Origin of the sequence: Sphingomonas sp. 1185, assembly GCF_040544655.1 — a bacterium.
GTDB lineage: Bacteria > Pseudomonadota > Alphaproteobacteria > Sphingomonadales > Sphingomonadaceae > Sphingomonas.
The window spans coordinates 17,003-41,309 of the sequence record NZ_JBEPKL010000006.1 but is presented as its reverse complement, the minus strand read 5'-3'; the positions used below and the strand labels follow the sequence as shown (position 1 = coordinate 41,309).

Sequence of the window (24,307 nt, the reverse complement as noted above, 5' to 3'; positions counted from 1 at the left end):
CCATTCCCTCAGGCATGGCCGCGCGCCGAATGGCCCAGGCGGGTGAAGAAGCTGCGCGCGACATGGCACTGGGCGACGTCCCATTCGGGATGCCATTGCACCGCCAGCACATCCGCGCCGCAACCAGGGGCGCGGAACGCCTCGATCAGCCCGTCCTCGGCATCGCGCGCCTCGACCACCAGGCCATAGCCCAGCCGGTCGACGCCCTGCTGGTGGACCGAATTGACCTCCAGCCGCCGATCGCCGCCCCGCCCCGCCAGCACGCCGCCGGGCATCAGGTCGACGGAGTGATGATGGCCGAACAGCGACTCGTAACTCTCGTCCCAGCTGCCACGATGATGGCGCGCCGAGCCGCCCAGGCAAGTCAGCGACCCGCCGAACAGCACGTTGATCTCCTGCATCCCCCGGCAGATGCCATAGACAGGCTTGCCGCGCTCGATCATCCGCCCGCCCAGCGCCAGCGCGACCGAGTCGCGCCGCGGGTCGCACGCCTGGGGGGCGAGTTCGGCGCAGTCGCCATATTGCGCGGGCGCGACATGCGAGCGTCCCCCGGTCAACAACAGGCCGTTCAGCATGTCGGCCATCATCACCGTGTCGACCGCCTCCGGGATGGCGGGGATCAGCACGACGCTGGCGCCGCCCAGCTTGACCAGCGGATCGATAAAGCGCGTCGCCACCGCCTGGATCGGCCGGTTCGCCTCCTCGTTTCCGCACATCAGACCGATGATCGGCTTGCCGCCCCGGATCATGCCCGTCCCTCCAGTTCCTGTCGTAGCGCGCGGCCCTCCGCGATGGCCAGGGCCTGCGCCTCGGGCTGGACCAGCACGCTGTCGGGCGCGGCATCCGCCAGCAGCCAGACATTGCCGCCGATCACCGAGCGCGCGCCGATCGTCACGCGGCCCAAGATCGTCGCGCCGGCATAGACGATGACGTCGTCCTCGACGATCGGATGGCGCGCGAAGCGGTCGCGCGGCGAACGCGGCGCGGTGCCCAGCGCCGAACGCGCACCCAGCGTGACATGCTGGTACAGCCGCACCCGCTCGCCGATGATCGCGGTCTCGCCGATGACGACGCCGGTGCCATGGTCGATGAAGAAATGCCGCCCGATCGTCGCCCCCGGATGGATGTCGATCCCGGTCCGCTCATTGGCCAGTTCGGAGACCATCCGCGCGACGATGGGCGCCCCCAGTTCGTTCAGTTCATGCGCGATGCGATGGTGCAGGCTGGCGGTCGCGCCGGGATAGCAGAGCAGGATTTCGTCGACGCTGCGCGCCGCCGGATCGGCCAGGAAAGCGGCCTCGACATCGCTGTCGATCAGGTCGCGGACTTTGGGCAGGGTGGCGCCGAACAGCCGGGCGATCAGCGCGGCCTGTTCGGGCGGGAAAGCGGCATCGGCGTCCTTCTGCCAATAGGCCAGCTCCGCCCCGATCTCACGCTCCAGCGCGGTCAGCCCGGCGAGCAGCTTGGCGGCGACGAAACGGTCCTCCTCCACCCCCGCCCCCCGGAAATGACCCAGACGGCGCGGATAGAGCGCGGCGGCGATCAGCGCGACGACATCCTCGACCCCGGCGCGCGACGGGAAACGCTCGACGTCGCGGCCCGCATCCTGCCGCTGCCGCCAGCCGTCGCGGGCGCGGCGCAGCCCCGTGACGATCGCGTCGATGCCGGTCGCGGCGTCGGGGGCGGCGCGGTCGGTCGAGGTCAGGGCTTGGGTAGTCATGATGATCCTCCGACCGGCAACATATCCCACTTAGCGAATGGGATATAACAGAAATGCTACGTCCCTATAAAGCACGGGCTTTGCTTAACGGACGGTTGCGCGGCTCGGGGGGCTGGGGCAGGTTCGGTGCACCATCATGGCCCGGTCGGCGGGAGGGAGCCCGCCCGGCCGATCGTCCCACGGCCCCATCCATTCCCCGGAACACCGCGACGATGACCATAGCGCGCCAGACGACGCTGACCCGTTTCCTGATCGAGCAGCAGCGCCGCTCGCCGGAGACCTGCCCTCCCGAACTGCGCCTGCTGATCGAAACCGTGGCGCGCGCGTGCAAGGCGGTGAACCAGGCGATCTCCAAGGGCGCGCTGGGCGATGTGCTGGGCTCGCTGGGCAGCGAGAATGTGCAGGGCGAGGTCCAGAAGAAGCTGGACGTGATCGCCAACGACCTGCTGCTCGACGCCAATGAATGGGGCGGGCACCTGGCGGCCATGGCGTCGGAGGAGATGGAGACGATCCACCGCATCCCCAACCGCTATCCCAAGGGCGAATATCTGCTGCTGTTCGATCCGATCGACGGGTCGAGCAATGTCGATGTCGACCTGTCGGTCGGGACCATCTTCTCGGTCCTGCGCGCGCCCGAGGATTGCGCGGGGCGCGAGGTGACCGAGGCGGACTTCCTGCAACCCGGCCGCGCGCAGGTGGCGGCGGGCTATGCGATCTACGGGCCGCAGACGCTGCTGGTGCTGACGGTCGGCGACGGGGTGTATGAATTCACGCTCGACCGCGAGCTGGGTTCGTGGCGGCTGACCGACGGGCCGATGCGGATTCCGGCGGGGAACCGCGAATTCGCGATCAACATGGCGCGCCGCCGCCAATGGTCGCCGGGCATCGCCCGCTATATCGAGGAACGCATCCTGGGCACCGAGGGGCCGTGCGGGGTGGACTATAATATGCGCTGGACCGCCTCGATGGTGGCGGACATCCACCGCATCCTGAAGCGCGGCGGCGTGTTCCTCTATCCGGGCGACCACCGCCAGTCGGGCAAGGCCAAGCTGCGCCTGCTGTATGAGGCCAATCCGATGAGCTTCCTGATCGAACAGGCAGGCGGCGCGGCGATCGACGGCGCCATCCCGATCATGGATGTCGAGGCGATCGGCCTGCACCAGCGCGTCGGCGTGGTGCTGGGCGATGCCGAGGAGGTGGCGCTGGTCGCGGAATATGGGCGGACGGGGTGAGGGTTTCCCATGGCCTTCGACTTCGCTCAGGCTGAACGGAGGAAGGTATCCCCTTCGACCCCGGCGAAGGCCGGGGCCCAGGCGCCACCCGGCCGATGGCGCGCCAGGCAAAGCGGGGGAGGCAGGTTCATTCCGTCGTTCCAGCCACATGGCAACTGGGCCCCGGCCTCCGCCGGGGTCAACAGGGATATTGGCCAGCTCTCCCCCCCCTTCCGTTCAGCCTGAGCGAAGTCGAAGGCCAAGGGAATCCCCATCCGCCCGGTCCGGACCGTGCACGGCCCCTACCCCCGCCCCACCGACTCCCGCACGACCAGTTCAAAGGCCATCACCCGGTCCTCCACGATCCGCGAGCGTAGTGCCGCCAGCACCTGCTCCACCGCGCCGAACGCCATGTCCTCGACCGGCTGGCGGATGACGGTCAGCGGTGGCCAGACCCGCGATGCGATCGCGGTATCGTCGAAGCCCGTCACCGCCAGATCATCGGGCAGGCGCAGGCCCATGCGGTGCGCCTCGCCGATCAGCCCGGCGGCCATGTCGTCGCTGCTGCACAGGATCGCGCTCGGCCGGTCCGCCAGGTCCAGCAGGACCCGCCCCGCCGCCGCGCCGGACAGCGGATCGAACCCGCTCTGGATCACCAGCGCGGGGTCATAGGCCAGGCCCGCAGCCGCCAGCCCGTCGCGAAAGCCCGCCAGCCGCTCGTCGGCGACCGAAAAGCGTTGCGGCCCGGCGATGAAGCCGATCCGCCGGTGCCCCGCCCGTGCGACATGCGCGGTCATCGCCGCCATCGCCGCACGGTTGTCGATCCGGACGGTGGCGATGTCGGGCAGCGCCTGCCCCGTCGCGATCGCCGCCGCCGCGACGCCCAGCTCCTCGAACAGTCCCGATCCGCTGAGCAGCTCGGCGAAGGGCGGCACGAGCAGCACCCCCGCCGCCCCGCTCTGCACCAGCGCGCGCACCGCCGCCTCGGCCGCGTCGCGGGTCAGCCCTTCCTCGCCCTGCGCGATGAATTGCAGCCCGCGCGCGTTGCTGGCGCGCAAGGCCCCCAGCAGCACCGAGTCGATGAAGGGCGTGCTCCGGTCGCTATAGACCAGCCCCAGCATGGTCGCGCGTGCCTTGGCCAGCCGACGCGCGGCCACATTGGGGACATAGCCCAGTTCCTCGATCGCCGCGAGCACCGCCGCGCGCGTGGCCGCACCGACCCGGCCCGCGCCGTTGATGACGTTGGACACCGTCATCGCCGACACGCCCGCCCGCTCGCCCACCGCACGGATGGTGACGCCTTCGGGGCGCCTGGCGGTCATGCGCGGGAGGTCAGACGGCGCCAGCCTTCAACCCCTTGACCGCGTGATCGGCCGCGCGCGCGGTCAGCGCCATGAAGGTCAGCGACGGGTTGACGCACGACACCGACGCCATCTGCGCACCATCGGTCACGTACAGGTTCGACGCGTCATGCGCCTGGCTCCATTTGTTGAGCACCGAGGCACGCGGGTCCGCCCCCATGCGCGCGCCGCCCATTTCGTGGATCGCGTCGCCCGGCACATGCTCCTGCTCGCCGCTGGTCACGTTCCTCAGGCCCGCCGCGCGCAGCATCGCCTCGCCCTCGCGCCGGGCGTCGGCCATCATCTTCAGTTCGTTGTCGCGGAAGGTCACGTCGAACTTCAACAGCGGCACGCCGAAGCGATCGACCTTGCTGGAGTGCAGCGAGATGCGATTGTCCTCATAGGGCAGGCATTCGCCGAACGCGCCCATGCTGAACTGCCAGGGACCATAGCGGCGCATGCCGTGCTTCATCTCCGCGCCGAAGCCGACCGGCTTGGCGGCATTGCGATAGGCCGAGCCCTGATAACCATAGCCGCGCCGGAAGCCCAGCCCTTCGTCGCCCTTCAGATTGCGGAAGCGCGGCACATAGACCCCGCCCGGACGGCGACCATATTCGATCAGATCCTCCATGCCGGGAATCTCGCCCGACACACCGACGCGGAAGATATGGTCCATGACATAGCGGCCCAGCGTCCCGCTGCTGTCGAAATGGCTGCGCTCCGAGCCGGGCGCGCGCGAGTTCATCAGGATCTGCACCGATGCCATGGCCGAGGCGCAGACGAAGACGAGATTGGCCGCCACCGTCTGCGCCTGCCCCGTCTTGGCATCGACATAGCGGACGCCAGTGACCTTCTTGGCGGCCGGGTCATAGTCGATCCCCGTCACCACCGCGTCCGATTGCAGCGTCAGCCGCCCGGTGGCGCGCGCGGCGGGCAGCGTCACCGCCTGGGTCGAGAAATAGGCGCCGAACGAGCATCCATTGCCGCACTGGTTGCGGAACTGGCATTTGGTGCGGTTCTGGTCGGGCTTGTCCTCGGTCATGTTGGACAGGCGGGTGTTGATCAGCTTGCGGCCCGGAAACTGGCCCTCCAGCCGCTCCTTCAACCACTTCTCCGCGACGTTCATCGGGATCGGCGGCTGGAACTCGCTGTCGGGCAGATAGGGCAGATTCTCGCGCGAGCCGGAAACGCCGATATACTTCTCGACATAGGAATACCACGGCGCGACGTCTTCATAGCGGATCGGCCAGTCGGCGGCGACGCCCTCGCGCTTGTTCGCCTCGAAATCGTCGGGGCTCCAGCGGAAGGACCAGCGGCCCCAGATCAGCGACTTGCCGCCGACCGCGCCGGGGCGGATCCAGTAGAATTTGCTCCCCTCGTCATAGGCATAGGGGTTCAGCCGGTCGTCATTGTAGAATTTCTGGTTGCTGGGCGCGACATAGCCCTGTTTGGCGATGAAATAATCGCTCTCCACCAGGGGCTTGGGCATGATGTTGCGCGCGGGCACCTCGAAAGGCGGCTTGCCGTCATAGGGATAACCCTCGCCATGTTCGACCATGACGCCCCGGTCGAGCATCAGGACGCGCAGGCCCTTTTCGGTCAGTTCCTTGGCGGCGAAACCGCCGCTGATCCCTGACCCGATCACGATCGCGTCGAAACGGTTCGTCGCCGCCATGGCCTATCCTCCCTATATCGTTCTTGTCGTTTTAGAATCGAAGCGCTTGCAGCGTCCGGAAGCTGATCGTGATGTCGGGCAGGTAAGGCGCGGGCGCCTGGTCGTTCTCGACATAGAAATGCTTCACGCCGGCCAGCCCGTTGAGCCTGAAGAGCGCAGCGAAGTCGATCTTGCCCGCCCCCACCGCGGTCATGCTGCCATCGGCGCGCGCATCCTTGACGTGATAGGCATAGATGCGCCCCGCCAGCCGCCGGATCAGCGCCGCCGCATCCTCGCCCGCATGGATCGCCCAGTACAGGTCGATCTCCAGCTTCACGAGCTTCGGATCGGTGCCCTTGAGCAGCCGGTCATACAGGCTGACGCCGCCGGGCTTGTTGGTGAACTCGAAATCGTGATTGTGATAGGCAAAGCCCAGTCCCGCCTTCTTCAACTGCTCGGCGAAGCGGTTGATGTTGGGCAGCGCCGCGTTCCAGCCCGCCTCGGTCCGATGCTCGTCGGTCATATAGGGCAGGATGACGGTGTCCGCGCCCAGCGTCTTCGCCATGGTCACGCATTTCCCGAAATTGCCGAGCAGCGCGTCATAGGGGACATGGACCGACGGCGCCTTCAGCCCCAGCCGGTCCTGCGTGCGGCGGAGCATGGCATGGTCCATCGCGTCATAGCCGCCGCCGCCATATTCGATCTCGCGGTATCCGATCTTCGCCACCGCCTCGAGCGTCTTGACCGGATCGGCCGCGAACAGCTCGCGGATCGTGTAGAGCTGGAGCCCGATGGCGCCCAGCCGAGCGGCCTGCGCCATGCCCGGCAGCAGCGCGCCCGCGCCCAGCCCCAATCCCATCCCCAACCCCGCGCCCATCAGCGAACGACGATCGATCATGCCGAATATACCTTGTTGACCTGAGAATAGGGGAAGGCGCCGTTATACTCGCCGGGCACGGGCAGATATTCGCGTTCCTGCGTGATGCCGATCTCCGACGTGTAATAGCCGGTGATGACCAGTTGCCGGAACGGCTCGAAGAAGGCGCGGCCCTCGGGCAGCACGCCCTCCATCGCCTCGGTCAGCAGCGTGTCCTGCTGCGCCGCCGTCGCCTTGGCGGCGGCCACCTTGTTGACGCTCTGACTGCGCGCCTCGATCGCGTTCAGCCCGGCGATGATCGGCACCCGGTCGGCGGGCAGCGACCAGTCGGCCAGCATCTTCTCGATGAATTCGGGCACCCCGGCCGCGATCGCGCCCGGCGTGTCGGTGGTCGGCAGCACGCGTTCGGCCAGCGCGGTCATCGTCGCGCGCTGGACGGGGGTGAAGACCGCGACGCTGGGCGGGCCGTTCGAGATGACGGGAATGGCGCCGCGCGTCTGCTCGACCGCGCCCGCCGCACGGGCGATGGGCGCGAACAGCGCGGAGCCGAACATGGCGGTGATCCCCGCCAGGGCATGTCTGCGGTCGATATGGGGGTGGGCGATCATCGGGCATCCTCCGGCAGGTCCTGCGCGATCGCCTCGGGCGGCAGCGGGCGGACCCAGATGTTGCGGAACGAGACGGGCGAGTCGTGATCCTGAAGCTGGATCGGCGCGGCATCGCCATGCGCCTGGTATTTTTCGACCTGCCGCCAGACGGTGGTGCCCAGCATCGCCTGATGGTTCTGGACGACGACGCCGTTCAGCAGCGCGGTGACATAGGCGGGGCGGAGCAGCTTGCCGTCGCCGCCGAAGCGCGGCCGCTCGAAGATGATGTCATAGCTTTGCCACTCGCCGGGCTTGCGCGCGGCGTTCACCAGCGGCGGCTTCCAGGCATAGACCGCCCCCACCTGCCCATCGGCATAGGTCGGATTATTATAACCGTCGAGGATCTGCACCTCATAGCGCTGCATGAACCAGATGCCGCTATTGCCCCGGTCCTGCGACGATTTGCGCGGCGGGTTGGGCGAGCGGAATTCGAGGTGGAGCTGGACATCGCCGAAGCTCTGCTTGCTGACCAGCACGCTCTCCGCCTTGCCGTCGCGCGGCGGCACGGTCAGCACGCCGCCCTGAAGCAGCCATGGCTTGCCGCTGGCCGTCCAGGCGTCCAGCGAGCGCCCGTCGAACAGCACCACCGCATCCGACGGCGCGCCGCCGGGCTGCGCGGCCGGGGTCACGACGCGCGGCGCGGGCCGGTCCGGGTCATGGACATGCCATTGGCCACCGGGCAGCATCGGCGTGTCGCGAAACCCCAGGCCCGGCTTGTCCTGGGCCGTCGCGCCGCTCGCCACGGCCAGCGCGATCAACGATAGCATCCGCATCGCCCCCCTCCTCATGCTGTAGGATCAATCGCGCGGTAGGCGGCGATCAGCCTTTCTTCGCCCGCGCGGCCCTTGACCGAATTGCCATGTTCCATGCCGATCACCCCGGCATAGCCCTGTGCTTTCAGGAAGCGGCAGATATTGGCATAGTTGATCTCGCCGCTGCCCGGCTCGTTGCGGCCGGGATTGTCGCCGAACTGGATATAGCCGATCTCGTCCCAGCAGAGTTTCATGGTCGGGATCAGATTTCCCGACTGGATCTGCTCGTGATACAGGTCGGCGAGCACCTTCACGCCCGGACTGTTCGCGCCCCGCGCGACCGCATAGCCCTCCGCGATCGACTGCATGAAGACGCCGGGATGGTTGGTCCGGGTATTGAGCGGCTCCATCACCAGCGCCATCCCGTGCGGCGCGACGATATCGCCCGCGCGACGCATCACGTCGATGATCCGCCCCATCTGGATCGCAGGGTGCAGACGCTTGTCCATGAAGCCGGTGACGACAGTCATCCGCGTCGCGCCGACCCGCTTGGCGACCTCGACCGCGCTCGTCACATCGGCGAGGAAGGCCTGTCGCTCGGCATCGTCGTCACCGCCCAGCAGCGGCCGGGACTCGGACCATTTGGGCATCGACGCGACGAACACCCCCATCGTCATCTTCCGGTCGCGCAGCGCCTTGGCGATCGCCTCCTGTTCGGCCACCGGGCGGAGGCGATATTCATTGTCCTCCCAGGCCCAGAAACCCTGATCGGCGGCATAGGCGATCTGCTCGACCGAGCTGTCGCCCCGGCTGGCAAAGCTGCCCAGATGCGGCGCGAAGCCCAGGGTGAAGCGCGCGGCGTTGGACGACCGGCCCGCCTTCTGCGCCGCCAGTGCGGCAACCGGCGCGGCGGCGGCGATCCCGCCCAGGATGGTGCGTCGCGACCAGCTCATGCGACGGTCTCCATGACAGGGCGGCGAGGACGGCGGCGCTCGGCCAGCCAGATGCCGCCGAACACGAACAACAGGATCACCGGCACGATCGCCAGCCGCGCGAAGGACTGCGACGCCGCCGCATCCTCGACCTGGCGCAGCGCCTCGCCGGTCAGCCGCTTGAACGCCTCCGGCCCACCGGCCAGCTCGACCTTGGCGGCATCGAACATCGCGCCGAGACGCGGCAGGACGAAGAAGCTCGCCAACGCGCCCGCCGATCCGACCAGCCCCAATGCCCAGGCCCCGCCGCGCGGATAACGCTCGGCCACCGAGGCCAGCATGGTCGGCCACATCGCACAGACGCCCAGCCCCCAGACGGTCGAGGCCAGCACCGCCGCCACCGGCGACTGCGCGCGCGACAGCAGGAACAGGCCGATCCCCGCCATCAGGCTCGACACCCAGAGCAGCCCCGGATTGGAGAGCCGCCCCGCGATCCGCCCGGCGAAATGGCGGAACACGAACATCAGCGCGCTGACATAGACAAGCAGCAATATGCCGCGCATCCCGACGCGGCTGCTCAGCGCCACGTCGAGCCATTGCCCCGGTGCCAGTTCCGACGCAGCGGTCAGGAACATCGCGCCGAACCAGACGAAGAAGCTCGGCCGCTTGAAGACTTCCGCGATCATCCCGCCAAAGCCGACATCGCGCACTTCGCGCGGCACCGGCGGGAAGCGGGTGGTCGCCGCCATCACCAGCACGCCCAGCGCGGGGATCAGCACCAGCGCCATGATCGCCTGCCACGACAAAGCTTCCGCCAGCAGCACGCCCGCCAGGCCGCCGACGATCAGTCCACCGGGATACCAGGCGTGCAGCACGTTCAGCCGGTGCGTCGTCTCTTCCGGATAGAGCCGCGCGGTCAGCGGGTTGATCGACGCCTCCGCCAGTCCCCAGCCGATCCCGCTGAGCAGCATCCCGCCCCAGACGATGTGATAGACCGCCATGCCGCTGGCCAGCGAGCCCGCCCCGACGATCGCCGCCGTCCCGACCAGAAAGCACAGGCCGCATCCGATCAGCATCTGGCGCGCACCGATCCGGTCGAGCAAGGCGCTCGCCACGAACAGCGTCGCCGCAAAGCCCAGAAAGGCCGAGCCCAGCGCCGACCCGATCAGCTCCCCCGCCTGCACTGGCGCGATGGGATCGATCCACTGCGCCTTCAGGCTGCTCGCCACCGCCGCGCGCAACGCCGCGCTGGCGGCGGCCGTGAACAAGGCCAGCACGCTCAGCCAGAACAGACGCGACCGATTGTCCGGTATCGCTTCCATGCCCCTCTCCCGCTTATATTTTTTGGCAGACTTTACCGTCCGAGGCGGATGGTCAAGCCGTTGCAATCGTTAAATTCCCAGCCAGCGGCGATTGGCGTCGGGATCGCCCCCGCCGGCAAAATCGTCGAAGGCTCGCTCGGCCCGGCGGATCATATGCGCCGCGATGAACGGAGCCCCTTCGCGCGCGCCGTCCTCCGGGTGCTTGAGGCAGCATTCCCATTCCAGCACCGCCCAACCGGCATAGCCATATTGGGTCAGCTTCGAGAAGATCCCGCCAAAATCGACCTGCCCGTCGCCCAGCGAACGGAACCGCCCCGGCCGGTCGATCCAGTCGCTGTAACTGCCATAGACGCCCGCGCGGCCGGTCGGGTTGAACTCGGCATCCTTGACGTGGAACATGCGGATGCGGTCGTGATAAAAGTCGATGAATTGCAGATAATCCATCGCCTGCAGCACGAAATGGCTGGGGTCGTAGAGGATGTTGGCGCGGGCATGGCCGCCGACCGAATCCAGGAACCGCTCGAAGGTCGTGCCGTCGTGGAGATCCTCGCCGGGATGGAGTTCGTAGCAGAGGTCGACGCCCTCCTCCTCGAACGCATCCAGGATCGGCCGCCAGCGCTTGCCGAGTTCGGCGAACCCTTCCGCGACCAGTCCGGCGGGCCGCTGCGGCCAGGGATAGACGAAGGGCCAGAGCAGCGCGCCCGAAAAGGTCGCATGCGCCTTCAACCCCAGCCGCCGACTCGCCCTGGCGGCGTATCCAAGTTGCTCGACCGCCCATGCCTGTCGCTCGGCGGGTTTGCCCCGCACCGCCTCGGGCGCGAAGCCGTCGAAGGCGGCGTCATAGGCGGGGTGGACCGCGACCAGCTGCCCCTGCAAATGGGTCGAGAGTTCGGTGATCGCGACGCCCGCCTCGGCACAGCGCCCGGCCAAGTCGTCGCAATAATCCTGGCTCTCGGCGGCGGCCTTCAGGTCGATGCAGCGCGCGTCCCAGGTCGGGATCTGCACGCCTTCATAGCCCGCCTCCGCCATCCATCGCGCCGCTGACTCCAGCGTGTCGAACGGGGCCGCATCGCCCATGAACTGGGCCAGGAAGATGCCCGGCCCGCGCATGGTGGGCACCGCACTCACTTGGCGGTCTCGGCCTTGAGATAGGCGATCAGCGCGGCGCGCTTGGCCGGATCGGCGACGCCGATCGGCATCCGCGTGCCCGGCACCTTCTTCATCGGGGCGGCGATGAACTCGTTCAGCGTCTTGTCGTCCCACTTCAAGCCGGAGGCCTTCATCGCGGGCGAATAGTTGAAGCCGGGCACCGACCCGGCCTGCCGCCCGAAGACCCCGTTCAGGTTGGGACCGACGCCGTTCCGTCCGCCCTTGTTGAGCGTGTGGCAGGCGCGGCAGGCGGCAAAGGCCTGCGCCCCCGCGGCGGGGGCCGATTGCGCGGTCGATGGCGCATTGGCGGCGATGACGATGGTCATGGCACCGGGCAATGCGGCCAGCCAGAGCAGCTGCCTCATCCTCACTCTCCTGTCATTTTCTTTCCCAGACTCGCTGGTTCGCGATCGAGTTTACCGCTAAACCGTTAGTGTGCAAGCATCGAATGTCGCCAGGTGAGCGACCGGGGCAAAGGAGAGGATGATGGCGAAGCGCAGGTTGCGGCTGGCGATGGCGGGTGGCGGCGAAGGGGCCTTTATCGGGGCGATCCACCGCATGGCCGCAGCGCTGGACGGGGATTGGGATCTGGTCGCGGGCGCGTTCAGCAGCGATCCGCAGCGCAACCGCCGGACGGGCGAGCAGCTGGGCCTGTCCCCCGACCGGGTCCATGACACGCTCGACGCGCTGCTGGCCGACGAGCGCGCGCGTGTCGCCGGGGACCGGATCGATGCGGTCGCGATCGTCACGCCCAATCATCTCCACGCCCCGATGGCGATCGCCGCGCTGAATGCCGGTTTCGCGGTGTTCAGCGAAAAGCCGATGGCGATGAACCTCGCCGAAGCCCGCGCCATCGCCGAGGTCGCCCGCGCCTCGGGCCGGCTTTATGCGCTCGCCTTCACCTATAGCGGCTATCCGATGGTCGAGGAGGCGCGGGCGCGGGTGGCGCGCGGCGATTTCGGCGCGATCCGGCTGATCCATGTCGAATATATCCAGGGCTGGCTGAGCCGCCCGCTCGACCGCGAGGGCAACAAACAGGCCGAATGGCGCACCGACCCGGCGCGCGCCGGGCTGGGCGGCTGCCTGGGCGATATCGGCACCCATGCCTTTCAACTGGCCGAGCATGTCTCGGGCCACCGGGTCGCGGCCTTGTCGGCGGACGTGACGACCCATGTCGACGGGCGGATGCTCGACGACGATGTGAACGTGCTTCTCCGCTTCGACGGCGGCGCGCGCGGTACGCTACGCGCGACCCAGGTGGCGGCGGGCGAGGAAAATGGTCTGCGCCTGCGCATCCATGGCGAGAAGGGCGGGCTGGAATGGTCGCAGATGGAGCCGAACACGCTGACCCTGCGCTGGCTCGACCGCCCGGCGGAGATCGTCCGCGCGGGCGGGCCGGGGCTGGCCGACACCACCCTGCCCCGCCAACGCACGCCGGGCGGCCACCCCGAAGGCTATATCGAAGCCTTCGCCAATCTCTATCGCGCGGTCGCCCGGACGCTGGACGAGGATGGCCCGGCAGAGGGCGGCGCGATCGGCGCGGCGGACTGGTTTCCGGGATTGGTGCCGGGCTTGCGCACCATGGCCTTTGTCGAGGCCGCGCTCGCCAATGCCGCGTCGGACGAGAAATGGACGGCGTTTCCCGAAGTCGATAGCATCGAGAATATTGCTGAACTTTAGGGAAAGATGGTTCGACTATGATGGCCGGCACACGCAACCTGTCGGATTATCCCGACCTGTCGACGCCCCGGCTGTCCTTGCGACGGCTGGCGACACGGGATGCGGCGGCGATCGTCCGGATCGTGGGGCAATGGGATGTCGCACGCCGACTGGCCCGCGTACCCCATCCCTATACACCGGACGACGCCCGCTTTTTCCTGGAGCAGGTGGCGCCGCAGGAATGGATCTGGGCAATCACCAGAACGGGTGCGGACGCGCTGATCGGCGTCATCGGCCTGACGCCGGACAAACGCGATGACCGGGCCGAACTCGGCTATTGGCTCGATCCTGACCAATGGGGCGGCGGGCTCATGACCGAAGCGGGACAGGCGGTGCTGTCCCATGCATTCGGACCGTTCGGCCTGTCGGTCGTCACCTCGTCCTATTTCGAGGATAATCCCGCTTCGGGGCGGGTGCTGGCCAAGCTGGGTTTCATGGAAACGGCGCGGACCATGCGCCCTTGCCTGGCCATGGGCCGTGACGTTCCGTCGGTGGAGGTGCAGCAACCCAGAAGAGCGTAAAGGCGTCAGGCCTTGCGCCCCCGCACGATCCCGACCGCGCCGGCCAGTACCGCCGCGTCCTCGGCAAAGCCCGTCTTCGTCTGGCCATAACGGCCCAGCGCCGCCATGCGTCCGCGCCAGCCGGGATAGGAGGCGATCACCGCCGTCACGCCGCCGACCGCCGCGCCCAGCCAGCGATGCTTCGGGCTGGCGAGCGCCGCGCCCGCGATCGCCGAGGTGGTGAAGCGGGCCGCGAGGCCGATCGGGACGATCCGGTCGGGCGCGGTCTTCTGCTTGTCGCCCGCCATCTCGCCGATGGCGAGCGCCAGCGTGCCCGCCGCGACCAGCGGGTTGGCGAGCCATTTCAGCGGCCCCTTGCCCAGCCGCAATTCCCCACGCGCCGCCGCGATCGACACCGCGGCCAGCGGGGTCATGGCGCGCTGACCACCGACCAGACCCATTTTGAACGATGCGAGCATGACGCGACCCTTTATGAAACCAATGTCGAGCGTCATAACGCCCTCCGCCCGCCGCCGGGTTCCCCGCGGCCGTCACGCGCCCCCTTTCCGATGATACCCGGCCTGCGCCATGATCCGGGCATGAAATCCATCCTCTCCCTCGCCGCGCTGCTGTCGCTGGCCGCCTGTTCCTCCAACACCCAGCCCACGGGTCTGAGCGAGGAGGAGAATCGCCAGCTCAACGAGGCCGCCGCCATGCTCGATGCCAATGCGGTCGATCTGAACGCGATGGCGCCTTCGAACGTTACGGGGGAAACATCCCATGATACCGAGGGTTAAGCGTCCATGACCGACAAGAATCTGCGCCGCCTGGGATCGACCGACCTGATGATCGCGCCCCTGGTGCTGGGCGGCAACGTGTTCGGCTGGACCGCCGATCGCACGGCGAGCTTCGCGGTGCTCGACGCCTTTGTCGATCAGGGCGGCACGATGATCGACACCGCCGATGTCTATTCGGCCTGGGTCGACGGGCATCAAGGCGGCGAGTCCGAGGCGATGATCGGCGAATGGCTGAAGGCCAGTGGAAAGCGCGACCGGGTGCTGATCGCGACCAAGGTCGGGATGCTGCCCGGCGAAGGCGGCGAGAAGCTGGCGCCCGCGCGGATCGTGGCGGCGGCCGAGGCGTCGCTGAAGCGGCTGGGCACCGACCATATCGACCTGTATTTCGCGCATCAGGATGACGAGGATCAGCCGCAGGAGGCGGTGATGGAGGCCTTTGCCCGGCTGGTCGAGGCGGGCAAGGTCCGTGTGATCGGCGCGTCCAACTTCCACGCCGCCCGGCTGAAATCCGCCAATGACGCGGCGCGCGACGCGGGACTGCCGCGCTTCCACGTCCTTCAGCCCGAATATAATCTGGTCAGCCGCCACAAGTTCGAGGGCCAATTGCAGGATTACTGCGTCAGCGAGAATATCGGCGTCGTCCCCTATTATGGGCTCGCCGCCGGATTCCTGACCGGCAAATATCGCAGCGAGGCCGATCTGTCGCAAAGCGTGCGGGGCGCGCGGATGGGCGAGTTGCTGCACGGCAAGGGGGCCGATGTCCTCGCCGCGCTCGACGATGTGGCGGAGGAGGTGCGGGCCACCCCGGCGCAGGTGGCGCTGGCCTGGCTGATGGCACAGGCGGGCGTCACCGCCCCGATCGCCAGCGCGACCAGCGTGACCCAGCTGAGGGAATTGACGCGCGCGATGCACCTGACCCTGACCGACGACCAGCTGGCACGACTCGACGCCAGCGGCGCCTAGACAGCGAAATTAAACTATATTAATTTGGAAAATCTTGTCATTCCCTTGTCATCAGAGCCCATGTCCGCACCGCGACCGACCGTCCTGATCGTCGAAGACCAGCCGCTGCTGTTGCTGCATGTCCGCTTCGCGTTCGAGGATGCCGGTTATGCCGTGATCCAGGCGGCGAATGCCGACGAGGCGCTGATCGCGCTGGACCGCCATCCGGACATTCGCGCGGTCTTCACCGATGTCGCGATGCCGGGTTCGCTCGACGGCGCGGCGCTGGCGGAGCGCATCCGGGGGGCCTATCCGCGCGTCGCGGTGCTGGTCACGTCGGGGCATCAGGCCTTTGCCCCCACCGACCTGCCCGACGATATTCGCTTCGTCGCCAAGCCTTATGTCGGGCACGAGATCATCCGGATGATCGAGGAGGAAATGGCCTGACCCCAGGCCCGTTTTCGCGTCAGGCCGCCCTGGCCTGGACCACGCCCGGACGACCGATCAGATAGCCCTGGATCTGGTCGCACCCCAGTTCGCGCAGGGTCGCCAGTTGCGCCTCGGTTTCCACGCCCTCGGCGACGATCGGGATGTTCAGGCTGCGGCCCAGTCCGATCGAGGCGCGGACGATCGACAAGGCGGGACCGTGCGAATCCATGCCGCTGGTGAAACTGCGATCGATCTTGATCTTGTCGAACCGGAATTGCTGGAGGCTGCTGAGCGAGGAATAGCCGGTGCCGAAATCGTCCATGACGATCCGCACCCCCGCCTGGCGCAGCGCGCACAGATTGGCGGTGGCGGTCTCGCGCTGCTCGATCAGCACGCCCTCGGTCACCTCCACCTCCACACGGCGCGGGTCGAAGCCATGGTCGAGGATCGTCGCCAGCATCTGCATAGCGAGCATCGGATCGCGCAGCTGCACCGGCGACAGGTTGATCGCCAGCATCCATTCGCGTGGCCAGGCGCGCGCGACGATCAGCGCCTCGATCAGCAGCCGGTGGCCGATCTCGCCGATCATGCCGTCCTCCTCGGCGATGGCGATGAAGACGTCGGGGCTGACCGGGCCGAGCACCGGGTGGGTCCAGCGCGCCAGCGCCTCCTGTCCGATGATCCGCCGGGTCCGGCAATCCGCGATCGGCTGAAACGCCAGCTGCAATTCGCCGCGCACCCCCGCATCGCGCAGTTCGTGCGCGAGCCAGCGGCGCTGGCGGCGTTCCTCGTCCATCGCCGCGTCATAATGGCGCGCACGGTGGCGGCCGTCCGCCTTGGCCCGGTAGAGCGCGATATCGGCGCAGGCCTGAAGCTCATCGGCTTCGCGACCATGGCGCGGCGACAGGGCGACGCCGATGCTCATCCGCACCGCCGGGCTGGCGGGATCGTTGGCGACGATGGCATAGATGCGGCGCACCAGCGCCTCGGCATCCTGTTCGTCGGGGGCCAGATGGTGGATGATGGCGAACTCGTCCCCACCGATCCGCGCGACGGTATCGCCGCTGCCCACCGCCGCGGCGAGCAGATCGCTGGCGCGCCGGAGCATGGTGTCGCCGGTGGCATGGCCAAGCGTGTCGTTCACGCCCTTGAACCCGTCCAGATCGATCGCCAGCAACGCGATCCGGCGTCCGGCCTGCAAGGCCGCGTTGAGCCGCCGTTCAAAGACGACCCGGTTGGCCAGCCCGGTCAGCGGATCGTGATGGGCCAGATATTCGACCTGTCGCTGGATACGCTCGCGCTCCTCGGCGGCGCGGGCCAGCGCGTCCATGCCGCGCGCCAGCTCGCCCAGTTCGTCGCGACGGCCCAGGCAGAGCGGCTCCAGCGTCAGGCCCGCGCTCATCGCGCGCATCGCCGCGACGATGTTCATCAGCGGGCGCATGATCCGGTTCCGCAGCCAGAGGATCAACCCGGACACCAGGATCACGACCAGCAATCCGGCCAGCACCATCTGGACCAGCGCACGCCTGGCCAGCGCCTCCACCTCCCGCGTCTGCCATCCCAGCCGACGGATCAGCCGTTCGTGCACGGCGTCTCGCCGCCCCTCCAGCACGTGCAGTTCGGCGATGAAGACCGGCATGGTCCGCTTCATCGAATCCCGATCGCTCACCCGACGGATCACGTCCCGCGCCGTGCGCAGAAGCTGCCGCTCCGCCGCCAGCTCTTCGTCATAGGCCGTCACCAGGTCCGGCGGCACGCCGCCATCCTCGACCCGCGAGGCGGCCAGCCAGGCCCGAGCGCTGGCGTCCAGCATGTGCCAGCGTTGCGCAGGCACGCTGCCCCCCTGCTCGACCCGCCGGGTCAGCGCACCGACTCGGATCCGGAAATCGCGCAGTTGCGCGTCCTTCTTGTCATGCTGGTCGAGCAGCGTCGCGATCCGGCGCGTCGACTGGACCATGGTAAGCAACTGGTTGTTCAACAGAAGTCCACAGCCGCCGAGCAGCATGAAAATGCCCAAGACGATGGTCAGCATCGCCGCGAAACGAAATTCCAGGGACTGAATACGACGATGAAGCCAAGTCATGGCGTTCGTTGTATACGATCAATCCTTAAAACAGGTTAAGTAAAGCAGATCGCATTTCTCAATCCGGGGCAAAGACCAGCGCGTTGATCGGCCGGTCCCGTTCGCCCACGATCAGCGCCCGGCCGATGGGGGGCAGGGATCTTTGCGGACAGGCGGGGCGTGGACAATGGCGACAGCCGGGCCCGATCGGCGTCGCCGGTCCGGTCAGCGCATGCCCGCGCGCGGCGGCCAGTTGGCCCGCCAGACCGGCCTCCAGTCCCAAGACCAGCGCGAAACGCGCGGTCACGCCCGACACCGACCGCCCTGCGCGGTTCCCGGCCAGTGCGATGGTCGCGAAGCGGCTGCCATCGGGCATCTCGACCAGTTGGAACACCGCCTCCCCCACGCGCTCGAAGGCGGCGAAGACGGTCCATAGTGGACACCGTCCCTCGGCCTCGACCAGCACCGGATTGGCCGAACCGGCATAGCGTTTGGACACCTGCCCCGCACGGTCCACGCGCATCAGGAAAAAGGGCAGCCCCCGCGCACCGACCCGCCCCAGGGTGGTCAGCCGATGCGCCAGTTGCTCGTACGAAACGCCGAAGCGCCGCGCGACGATCTCCAGGTCATAGCCGGTCGCCTCGCACGCGCGCAGGAGGCGGGCATAGGGCATGACCAAAGCCGCCGCGAAATAGCGTTGCAGGTGGCGTCGGAACAGCCGCTCGGCGATCCGGTCGCCAAAGGCCGCGCCGCGCGCCAGCGCGTCGATTTCGGCGCGGGCCTCCAGCTGGGCGAGTTGCGTCGCCAGCGCAAAGACGCGCGCCGGGGCCTCCAGCATCTCCGACAGCTGCAACTGGCGCGCATGGAGGTCCAGCCGGGTCAGCAGATCGGGCAATATGTCGATCGGCAGGATGCGGATGGTCAGCGCGTGGCGGACGCGAAGCCGCTCGGCCAGCGCGCCATAGAGATCGCCCGCCGCCATGCGCAGTTCGTCGGCCAGCCCCTCGGCCGCCGCGTCGAGATCGGGGAAATGGTTGCGCCACCGCTCGATCTCGCGCCGGACGAGCATCGTCGGATCGGGCGCGGCCGGGCTCGCAGCCGTCGCCTCGCCAACCCCTGCGATCCGGTCGAACGCGCGGGCAAAGGCCTCCGCACCGCCCGGCGCCGCCGCCAGCCATTCCTCCATCTCGGTCCGGTCGATCTCCAGATCGGCGAACATCGGATCGGCCAGCCGCCGCCGCATCGCCGCCGTCCCGCCCCCCGGCGCATCCGCCGCCAGCGCGCGCGGGTCGAAGTCGAACGTCTCGACCAGCCGCACCAGCAACGCCGCCGAGACGGGGCGCTGATTGCGCTCGATGAGGTTGAGATAGCTGGGCGAGATGGCGAGCATCTCGGCCATCGCGGCCTGCGACAATCCATGCTGGCGACGCAACCGGCGCACCGCATGACCCGCGATCAGCTTGGCTCCGCCCATGCCCGGCTCTCCTTCGGCATCATGCTGCTATGCCGTGCAAAGGCTGTCAATTCTTTACAATGCGACATGCTGCAGGTCGCAGCGACGTGACCCCGACACGCGCCAAAACGGCGCAACCGCCTGTTCCATCGATCCGAACAGCCGCATTCTCCGCCTCAGGGAATAGCGATTTTGTAAAGGATCATGCCATGACGCAGAGCTTCACCGACCTGGTTCCGGCCCCTGCCGGGCGGTTCGACGGGATCGCCCGCCCCTACACCCCGGCGGATGTCGCGCGGCTGCGCGGGTCGATCGCGGTGGAGCATACGCTCGCCCGGCGCGGCGCGCTGAAGCTGTGGGAATTGCTGAAGGCCGAGGATTATGTCCATGCGCTGGGCGCGCTGTCGGGCAACCAGGCGATGCAGATGGTCCGCGCGGGGCTGAAGGCCATCTATCTGTCGGGCTGGCAGGTCGCCGCCGACGCCAATACGGCGGGGCAGATGTATCCCGACCAGTCGCTCTACCCCGCCAATGCCGGGCCCGAGCTGGCGCGGCGGATCAACGCGACGCTGGCGCGCGCCGACCAGATCGAACATGCCGAGGGCGGCGCGACCCGCGACTGGTTCGCCCCGATCGTCGCGGATGCCGAAGCGGGATTCGGCGGTCCGCTCAACTGCTTCGAGATCATGAAGGCCTATATCGCGGCGGGCGCGGCGGGCGTGCATTTCGAGGACCAGCTGGCGTCCGAGAAGAAGTGCGGCCATCTGGGCGGCAAGGTGCTGATCCCGACCGCCGCGCATATCCGCAATCTGGATGCGGCGCGGCTGGCGGCGGATGTGGCGGGCGTGCCGACGGTGATCTGCGCGCGCACCGACGCCGAAAGCGCGCGGCTGATCACCTCGGACGTGGACGAGCGCGATGCCGAATTCCTGACCGGCGAGCGGACGCCCGAGGGCTTTTTCCGTCTGAAGGAGGGCACCGGGGTCGATCATTGCATCAAGCGCGGCCTGGCCTTCGCGCCGCATGCCGATCTGCTGTGGTGGGAGACGTCGAAGCCCAATCTCGCCGATGCCCGCCGCTTCGCCGAGGCGATCCGGCGCGCCTATCCGGACAAGATGCTCGCCTATAACTGTTCGCCCAGCTTCAACTGGGAGAAGAATCTGGACCGCGACGACATCGCCCGCTTCCAGCGGGAGATCGGGGCGATGGGGTACAAGTTCCAGTTCGTCACGCTCGCCGGGTTCCACCAGCTCAATTACGGCATGTTCGAGCTGGCGCGCGGCTATCGCGACCGGGGCATGGCGGCCTATTCCGAGCTGCAACAGGCCGAGTTCGCCGCCGAGGGCCATGGCTATACCGCGACCCGCCACCAGCGCGAGGTGGGCACCGGCTATTTCGACCTGATCGCGCAGACCGTGGCGGGCGGCGACAGCTCGACCACCGCGCTCGCCCAATCCACCGAGGCCGCCCAGTTCGAGCGGGCCGCCTGAACCCGTTCATAAGAGAGGAGAATATGCCATGCCGAACGAACCCCAACGCAGCCGCGCCGTCTTCTCCACCGAGGATTTCGCGCTGATGAAGGAGGCCGTCGCCGAACACGTCAAGCGCGTCGCCGACGATCCGCGATCGATCAAGTTCGCGCACCTCTACCACCGGCTGGGGCGGATCGCGTCATAAGGGTTTCTCCCGCCGCCACCGGTCCATCACCCCTCTTCCTTGGGGAAGGAAGCGCCCCGCCGATCCAGCATCGGCGGGGTTTGTTCGCGCTGCGGAACAAGCGGCCCGATCGCGCGCTTGACCGCCCATGCCCGACACCGGCCTGACCGCGCGCATTCGCGAGAATATCGTCCTTTACGGCGCGCTCGCCGCCAATCTGGGTATCGGCGTCGCCAAGTTCATCGCCGCCGGGATCACCGGCTCGTCCTCGATGTTGACCGAGGGTGTTCATTCGGTGGTGGACAGCGGCAACCAGATCCTGCTGCTCTATGGCCAGAAGCGCGCCCGGCGCGGGCCCGATGCGGTCCACCCCTTCGGCTATGGGCGCGAGCTGTATTTCTGGGCCTTCGTCGTCGCCATCCTGATCTTCGCACTGGGCGCGGGCATCTCGATCTATGAGGGCTGGCTGCATGTCCAGACGCCCGAAGAGCTGCGCGATCCCACCGTCAACTATATCGTCCTGGCCATCGCCTTCGCGCTCGAAGGCGCATCCTGGACGATCGCGGTGCGCGAATTCGCGCGGGCCAAGGGCGATGGCGGCTGGTGGCAGGCGATCCATGAGTCGAAGGACCCGGCGGGCTTCATCGTGCTGTTCGAGGATTCGGCGGCGCTGGCCGGGCTGGTCATCGCCGGGCTGGGCGTCTGGCTGTCGCACCGGCTGGGCGATCCGCGGATCGACGGCATCGCCTCGATCCTGATTGGCTTGGTCCTGGGGCTGGTCGCGATCCTGCTCGCGCGCGAGGCCAAGGGGCTGCTGATCGGCGAGCGCGCAGACCCGCAGGTGGTGGAGACGATCCGCACGATCGTCGCCGACCGCCCCTGGATCGCGCACGTCAATCATGTCCGCACGATCCACACCGCGCCCGACAGCATCTTCGCCGCGATCAGCGCGGATTTCGTCGACTCCGTTCCGATGGGCGAGGCGGAGACGCTGATCGAGATGCTGGAGGACGATCTGCGCCGCGCGGTGCCGATGCTGTCCTCCATCTATATCCGTCCGGAAAAGCATGAAAATGCCGCTCCGCCCATGCCCCAATCTCCGCTATAAGGGCGTTGATGTCGATGCTTTTGCGGCTTGCCCTCGCCCTGGCCTTTTCGCTCCTCGGCGCGCTTCCGGCCCAGGCGGCGGTGACCATCACCTTCTGGAGCCATGAGCTGGGGAACAGCTTTCCCCATGCCTTTCTCAGCCTGCGCGGCACGGTCGACGCCACCGGCGCGCCGGTCGATGCCAATTACGGCTTTACCGCCAAGTCGATTTCCCCGGCATTGCTGATGGGGACGGTCAAGGGGCGGCTGGATATCTCCAAGCCCTTCTATATCGCGACCAGCGACGCGCAATTTTCCTATGTGATGACCGACGCGCAATATGGCGACATCCTGGCGCTGGTCGCCGCCTGGGACGAGAAGACGGGCGATGGCCGTTACAACCTGAACCAACGCAACTGCGTCCATTTCGTGCAGGAAGCGGCACGGCGGCTGGGGCTGGTCGGGCTGGAGCATCCCGAGCTGATGAAGAAGCCCCGCTCCTATCTGAAGACCGTGGCGCAGGCGAATGCCGGCCGCGTGACCGTCATCGGCCAGAGCGGCAAGGCCTATCTCGCCTCGCTGCCGCCGCTCCCCACCGCGCCTTCCAGCATTACGCCGGTGGCTCAGGTCCCGGCGGGCACCAGCTCGACGATGTCCAGCACCGATTCATAAGCGGGATAGGGAAAGGCGATCCGCCAGCGTTTGGCGTCCACCCGCTCCAAGACGCCCGCCATGTCGCGCGCCTCGTCGCGACCATAGGCATAGGACCGTTCTTCGTCCCCCAGGATCAGCGTGCCCAGGAAGATGCTGCGCGCATCGGTGTCGCCATAGATCCGCCCGGCGAGCCGCTGCGACCCGTCCAGCTTGGCCAGCTGCGTTCCGCCCGCCGACACGCGGCAACGGAAATAGGAATAGGCGACATAGGTCAGCACCGCGCGCCCCTGCGACCCCAGCTTGATCGTCCGGCAGCGATAGTCGCCATCGGGCAGGGTCGGCTCGGCGATCGAATGATCGGGGTCGGCCAGTTCGCCCAGACCATCGATCTCCTTGCCCGCACCGCCTGCCCGCGCCTGCCCCAGCGCCTTCATCCACGCGGTGCGCCAGCCACGCAGCCGGATACGGTCCGACTCGGTCGCCGCGCGTCGCCAGTCGGTCGCATCCGCATCGCGGCGCGCCGGGGCGGGCGCCGCCGTCGCCAGGACGGCGAGCGCGGCCAACAGCCCGGCCGCCTTCACTGCGCGGTCCATCCGCCATCGACCGACAGGTTCGCGCCGGTGATCGCCTTGGCCTCGTCGCGGCACAGGAACAGCGCCAGCGCCGCGACCTGTTCGACGGTGACGAACTCCTTGGTCGGCTGTGCCTTGAGCAGCACGTCCTCGATCACCTGCTCGCGGCTTAGCCCGCGCGCCTTCATCGTATCGGGGATCTGGTTCTCGACCAGCGGCGTCCAGACATAGCCGGGCGAGATGCAATTGGCGGTGATGCCGTCGGTCGCGACCTCCAGCGCCACCGTCTTGGTGATGCCGACCACGCCATGCTTGGCCGCGACATAGGCCGATTTGTTGGGGCTGGCGACCAGGCTGTGCGCCGAGGCGGTGGTGATGATCCGGCCCCAGCCCCTTTGCCGCATGTGCGGGATCGCCGCGCGCATCATGTGCCAGGCCGAGGACAGGTTGATCGCGATGATCGCATCCCATTTCTCGACCGGGAATTCGGCGATCGGGGCGACATGCTGGATACCGGCATTGTTGATGACGATGTCCACCGATCCCGTCTCCGCCGCCGCGCGTGCGATCATCGCCTCGATCTGGTCGGGCCGGGTCATGTCGGCGGCATCGTACAGCGCCGCGGCACCGCTGAGCTCCGCCAGCGCGGCGCGGTTCGCCTCGATCGCGTCCGCCTCGCCGAAGCCGTTCAGCATCACCGCCGCGCCCTCGGCGGCCAGCGCCCTGGCATAGGCAAGGCCGATGCCCGAGGTGGAACCGGAAATCACCGCCGTCTTGCCCTTCAGGAACATGCCATTCTCCCTTGGTCCGCCCGTACCATGCTGGCAGACGCC

26 protein-coding genes are annotated in these 24,307 nt (G+C 67.9%); 10 read left to right on the top strand and 16 right to left on the bottom strand.

Annotated features, from left to right (window positions below; genetic code table 11):
• Nucleotides 1–8: 8 nt before the first annotated feature.
• A complete protein-coding gene (locus ABIC44_RS06635) occupies nt 9–749 on the bottom strand; it encodes a gamma-glutamyl-gamma-aminobutyrate hydrolase family protein (RefSeq protein WP_354294410.1) in 741 nt (246 codons plus the stop codon).
• Nucleotides 746–1,720 (bottom strand): serine O-acetyltransferase EpsC, encoded by a 975-nt coding sequence (epsC, locus tag ABIC44_RS06630; RefSeq protein WP_354294409.1) that lies wholly within the window; start codon nt 1,718–1,720, stop codon nt 746–748. The genes ABIC44_RS06635 and epsC overlap by 4 nt, the downstream gene beginning before the upstream one ends.
• Nucleotides 1,721–1,932: 212 nt before the next feature.
• Between epsC and ABIC44_RS06625 the strand changes: the two genes are divergently transcribed.
• Nucleotides 1,933–2,952: a class 1 fructose-bisphosphatase gene (locus ABIC44_RS06625; protein ID WP_309693677.1), complete on the top strand. Its 1,020-nt coding sequence runs from the start codon at nt 1,933–1,935 to the stop codon at nt 2,950–2,952.
• A 281-nt stretch (nt 2,953–3,233) separates the two neighbouring features.
• Here ABIC44_RS06625 and ABIC44_RS06620 read toward each other — a convergent pair whose 3' ends face one another.
• The 9 genes from ABIC44_RS06620 to ABIC44_RS06580 all read right to left on the bottom strand — a co-directional run bounded on the left by ABIC44_RS06620 (nt 3,234) and on the right by ABIC44_RS06580 (nt 11,930).
• Nucleotides 3,234–4,253: a LacI family DNA-binding transcriptional regulator gene (locus ABIC44_RS06620; RefSeq protein ID WP_354294407.1), complete on the bottom strand. Its 1,020-nt coding sequence runs from the start codon at nt 4,251–4,253 to the stop codon at nt 3,234–3,236.
• Between the two features lie 10 nt (nt 4,254–4,263).
• Nucleotides 4,264–5,946: a GMC family oxidoreductase gene (locus ABIC44_RS06615; RefSeq protein ID WP_354294405.1), complete on the bottom strand. Its 1,683-nt coding sequence runs from the start codon at nt 5,944–5,946 to the stop codon at nt 4,264–4,266.
• 31 nt (nt 5,947–5,977) lie between these two features.
• Entirely contained in the window at nt 5,978–6,823 is an 846-nt protein-coding gene (locus ABIC44_RS06610; protein WP_354294404.1) for a sugar phosphate isomerase/epimerase family protein, read from the bottom strand.
• Complete coding sequence (locus ABIC44_RS06605) at nt 6,820–7,410, bottom strand: gluconate 2-dehydrogenase subunit 3 family protein (protein WP_354294402.1); 591 nt, start codon at nt 7,408–7,410, stop codon at nt 6,820–6,822. Before ABIC44_RS06605 ends, ABIC44_RS06610 begins: the two co-directional genes overlap by 4 nt.
• The gene (locus ABIC44_RS06600) at nt 7,407–8,216 is read right to left on the bottom strand and encodes a 3-keto-disaccharide hydrolase (protein ID WP_354294400.1); all 810 of its coding nucleotides are present in this window, start codon (nt 8,214–8,216) and stop codon (nt 7,407–7,409) included. Before ABIC44_RS06600 ends, ABIC44_RS06605 begins: the two co-directional genes overlap by 4 nt.
• Before the next feature lie 17 nt (nt 8,217–8,233).
• The gene (locus ABIC44_RS06595; RefSeq protein WP_354294399.1) at nt 8,234–9,154 is read right to left on the bottom strand and encodes a hydroxypyruvate isomerase family protein; all 921 of its coding nucleotides are present in this window, start codon (nt 9,152–9,154) and stop codon (nt 8,234–8,236) included.
• Complete coding sequence (locus tag ABIC44_RS06590; RefSeq protein ID WP_354294397.1) at nt 9,151–10,455, bottom strand: MFS transporter; 1,305 nt, start codon at nt 10,453–10,455, stop codon at nt 9,151–9,153. Before ABIC44_RS06590 ends, ABIC44_RS06595 begins: the two co-directional genes overlap by 4 nt.
• A gap of 69 nt (nt 10,456–10,524) precedes the next feature.
• A complete protein-coding gene (locus tag ABIC44_RS06585; protein WP_354294537.1) occupies nt 10,525–11,565 on the bottom strand; it encodes a sugar phosphate isomerase/epimerase family protein in 1,041 nt (346 codons plus the stop codon).
• Nucleotides 11,566–11,579: 14 nt separating this feature from the next.
• Entirely contained in the window at nt 11,580–11,930 is a 351-nt protein-coding gene (locus ABIC44_RS06580; protein WP_309704013.1) for a c-type cytochrome, read from the bottom strand.
• Nucleotides 11,931–12,090: 160 nt separating this feature from the next.
• Between ABIC44_RS06580 and ABIC44_RS06575 the strand changes: the two genes are divergently transcribed.
• On the top strand, nt 12,091–13,284 hold the full coding sequence (locus ABIC44_RS06575; RefSeq protein ID WP_354294395.1) for a Gfo/Idh/MocA family protein: 1,194 nt from the start codon (nt 12,091–12,093) through the stop codon (nt 13,282–13,284).
• 17 nt (nt 13,285–13,301) lie between these two features.
• Entirely contained in the window at nt 13,302–13,844 is a 543-nt protein-coding gene (locus tag ABIC44_RS06570; protein ID WP_354294394.1) for a GNAT family N-acetyltransferase, read from the top strand.
• Nucleotides 13,845–13,849: 5 nt separating this feature from the next.
• Here the strand turns inward: ABIC44_RS06570 and ABIC44_RS06565 are convergent, their stop codons facing one another.
• A complete protein-coding gene (locus ABIC44_RS06565; protein WP_354294393.1) occupies nt 13,850–14,302 on the bottom strand; it encodes a DUF4126 family protein in 453 nt (150 codons plus the stop codon).
• Between the two features lie 120 nt (nt 14,303–14,422).
• Between ABIC44_RS06565 and ABIC44_RS06560 the strand changes: the two genes are divergently transcribed.
• From ABIC44_RS06560 to ABIC44_RS06550, 3 genes are read left to right on the top strand one after another with little or no spacing between them, the layout of a single operon-like run.
• Complete coding sequence (locus tag ABIC44_RS06560) at nt 14,423–14,620, top strand: hypothetical protein (RefSeq protein ID WP_354294391.1); 198 nt, start codon at nt 14,423–14,425, stop codon at nt 14,618–14,620.
• Nucleotides 14,621–14,626: 6 nt separating this feature from the next.
• A complete protein-coding gene (locus ABIC44_RS06555; protein ID WP_354294390.1) occupies nt 14,627–15,583 on the top strand; it encodes an aldo/keto reductase in 957 nt (318 codons plus the stop codon).
• 60 nt (nt 15,584–15,643) lie between these two features.
• Nucleotides 15,644–16,009: a response regulator gene (locus tag ABIC44_RS06550; protein ID WP_354294389.1), complete on the top strand. Its 366-nt coding sequence runs from the start codon at nt 15,644–15,646 to the stop codon at nt 16,007–16,009.
• A 19-nt stretch (nt 16,010–16,028) separates the two neighbouring features.
• Here ABIC44_RS06550 and ABIC44_RS06545 read toward each other — a convergent pair whose 3' ends face one another.
• Complete coding sequence (locus tag ABIC44_RS06545) at nt 16,029–18,074, bottom strand: putative bifunctional diguanylate cyclase/phosphodiesterase (RefSeq protein ID WP_354294387.1); 2,046 nt, start codon at nt 18,072–18,074, stop codon at nt 16,029–16,031.
• A 58-nt stretch (nt 18,075–18,132) separates the two neighbouring features.
• Nucleotides 18,133–19,527, bottom strand: a complete 1,395-nt coding sequence (locus tag ABIC44_RS06540) for a helix-turn-helix domain-containing protein (protein ID WP_354294386.1) — start codon at nt 19,525–19,527, stop codon at nt 18,133–18,135.
• 188 nt (nt 19,528–19,715) lie between these two features.
• Between ABIC44_RS06540 and aceA the strand changes: the two genes are divergently transcribed.
• From aceA to ABIC44_RS06520, 4 genes are all read left to right on the top strand, one after another.
• The gene (aceA, locus tag ABIC44_RS06535; RefSeq protein WP_307103945.1) at nt 19,716–20,996 is read left to right on the top strand and encodes an isocitrate lyase; all 1,281 of its coding nucleotides are present in this window, start codon (nt 19,716–19,718) and stop codon (nt 20,994–20,996) included.
• 28 nt (nt 20,997–21,024) lie between these two features.
• Nucleotides 21,025–21,183 carry a hypothetical protein gene (locus ABIC44_RS06530; protein WP_354294385.1) on the top strand — a complete coding sequence of 53 codons (159 nt, stop codon included), beginning with the start codon at nt 21,025–21,027 and terminating at the stop codon, nt 21,181–21,183.
• Between the two features lie 127 nt (nt 21,184–21,310).
• Nucleotides 21,311–22,270: a cation diffusion facilitator family transporter gene (locus ABIC44_RS06525; protein ID WP_354294383.1), complete on the top strand. Its 960-nt coding sequence runs from the start codon at nt 21,311–21,313 to the stop codon at nt 22,268–22,270.
• Nucleotides 22,271–22,278: 8 nt separating this feature from the next.
• Nucleotides 22,279–22,920, top strand: coding sequence for a hypothetical protein (locus tag ABIC44_RS06520; protein ID WP_354294382.1), 642 nt, complete (start codon nt 22,279–22,281; stop codon nt 22,918–22,920).
• Here the strand turns inward: ABIC44_RS06520 and ABIC44_RS06515 are convergent.
• Nucleotides 22,872–23,495 (bottom strand): DUF4893 domain-containing protein, encoded by a 624-nt coding sequence (locus tag ABIC44_RS06515; protein ID WP_354294380.1) that lies wholly within the window; start codon nt 23,493–23,495, stop codon nt 22,872–22,874. The genes ABIC44_RS06520 and ABIC44_RS06515 overlap by 49 nt on opposite strands.
• Nucleotides 23,480–24,265: a 3-hydroxybutyrate dehydrogenase gene (locus ABIC44_RS06510; protein ID WP_354294378.1), complete on the bottom strand. Its 786-nt coding sequence runs from the start codon at nt 24,263–24,265 to the stop codon at nt 23,480–23,482. Before ABIC44_RS06510 ends, ABIC44_RS06515 begins: the two co-directional genes overlap by 16 nt.
• Nucleotides 24,266–24,307 lie beyond the last annotated feature (42 nt).

Coding starts and splice junctions, on each gene's coding strand:
- ABIC44_RS06635 (WP_354294410.1), bottom strand. CDS start 749: ATGATCCGGGGCGGCAAGCCGATCATCGGTCTGATGTGCGGAAACGAG.
- epsC (WP_354294409.1), bottom strand. CDS start 1,720: ATGACTACCCAAGCCCTGACCTCGACCGACCGCGCCGCCCCCGACGCC.
- ABIC44_RS06625 (WP_309693677.1), top strand. CDS start 1,933: ATGACCATAGCGCGCCAGACGACGCTGACCCGTTTCCTGATCGAGCAG.
- ABIC44_RS06620 (WP_354294407.1), bottom strand. CDS start 4,253: ATGACCGCCAGGCGCCCCGAAGGCGTCACCATCCGTGCGGTGGGCGAG.
- ABIC44_RS06615 (WP_354294405.1), bottom strand. CDS start 5,946: ATGGCGGCGACGAACCGTTTCGACGCGATCGTGATCGGGTCAGGGATC.
- ABIC44_RS06610 (WP_354294404.1), bottom strand. CDS start 6,823: ATGATCGATCGTCGTTCGCTGATGGGCGCGGGGTTGGGGATGGGATTG.
- ABIC44_RS06605 (WP_354294402.1), bottom strand. CDS start 7,410: ATGATCGCCCACCCCCATATCGACCGCAGACATGCCCTGGCGGGGATC.
- ABIC44_RS06600 (WP_354294400.1), bottom strand. CDS start 8,216: ATGCTATCGTTGATCGCGCTGGCCGTGGCGAGCGGCGCGACGGCCCAG.
- ABIC44_RS06595 (WP_354294399.1), bottom strand. CDS start 9,154: ATGAGCTGGTCGCGACGCACCATCCTGGGCGGGATCGCCGCCGCCGCG.
- ABIC44_RS06590 (WP_354294397.1), bottom strand. CDS start 10,455: ATGGAAGCGATACCGGACAATCGGTCGCGTCTGTTCTGGCTGAGCGTG.
- ABIC44_RS06585 (WP_354294537.1), bottom strand. CDS start 11,565: ATGCGCGGGCCGGGCATCTTCCTGGCCCAGTTCATGGGCGATGCGGCC.
- ABIC44_RS06580 (WP_309704013.1), bottom strand. CDS start 11,930: ATGACCATCGTCATCGCCGCCAATGCGCCATCGACCGCGCAATCGGCC.
- ABIC44_RS06575 (WP_354294395.1), top strand. CDS start 12,091: ATGGCGAAGCGCAGGTTGCGGCTGGCGATGGCGGGTGGCGGCGAAGGG.
- ABIC44_RS06570 (WP_354294394.1), top strand. CDS start 13,302: ATGATGGCCGGCACACGCAACCTGTCGGATTATCCCGACCTGTCGACG.
- ABIC44_RS06565 (WP_354294393.1), bottom strand. CDS start 14,302: ATGCTCGCATCGTTCAAAATGGGTCTGGTCGGTGGTCAGCGCGCCATG.
- ABIC44_RS06560 (WP_354294391.1), top strand. CDS start 14,423: ATGAAATCCATCCTCTCCCTCGCCGCGCTGCTGTCGCTGGCCGCCTGT.
- ABIC44_RS06555 (WP_354294390.1), top strand. CDS start 14,627: ATGACCGACAAGAATCTGCGCCGCCTGGGATCGACCGACCTGATGATC.
- ABIC44_RS06550 (WP_354294389.1), top strand. CDS start 15,644: ATGTCCGCACCGCGACCGACCGTCCTGATCGTCGAAGACCAGCCGCTG.
- ABIC44_RS06545 (WP_354294387.1), bottom strand. CDS start 18,074: ATGACTTGGCTTCATCGTCGTATTCAGTCCCTGGAATTTCGTTTCGCG.
- ABIC44_RS06540 (WP_354294386.1), bottom strand. CDS start 19,527: ATGGGCGGAGCCAAGCTGATCGCGGGTCATGCGGTGCGCCGGTTGCGT.
- aceA (WP_307103945.1), top strand. CDS start 19,716: ATGACGCAGAGCTTCACCGACCTGGTTCCGGCCCCTGCCGGGCGGTTC.
- ABIC44_RS06530 (WP_354294385.1), top strand. CDS start 21,025: ATGCCGAACGAACCCCAACGCAGCCGCGCCGTCTTCTCCACCGAGGAT.
- ABIC44_RS06525 (WP_354294383.1), top strand. CDS start 21,311: ATGCCCGACACCGGCCTGACCGCGCGCATTCGCGAGAATATCGTCCTT.
- ABIC44_RS06520 (WP_354294382.1), top strand. CDS start 22,279: ATGTCGATGCTTTTGCGGCTTGCCCTCGCCCTGGCCTTTTCGCTCCTC.
- ABIC44_RS06515 (WP_354294380.1), bottom strand. CDS start 23,495: ATGGACCGCGCAGTGAAGGCGGCCGGGCTGTTGGCCGCGCTCGCCGTC.
- ABIC44_RS06510 (WP_354294378.1), bottom strand. CDS start 24,265: ATGTTCCTGAAGGGCAAGACGGCGGTGATTTCCGGTTCCACCTCGGGC.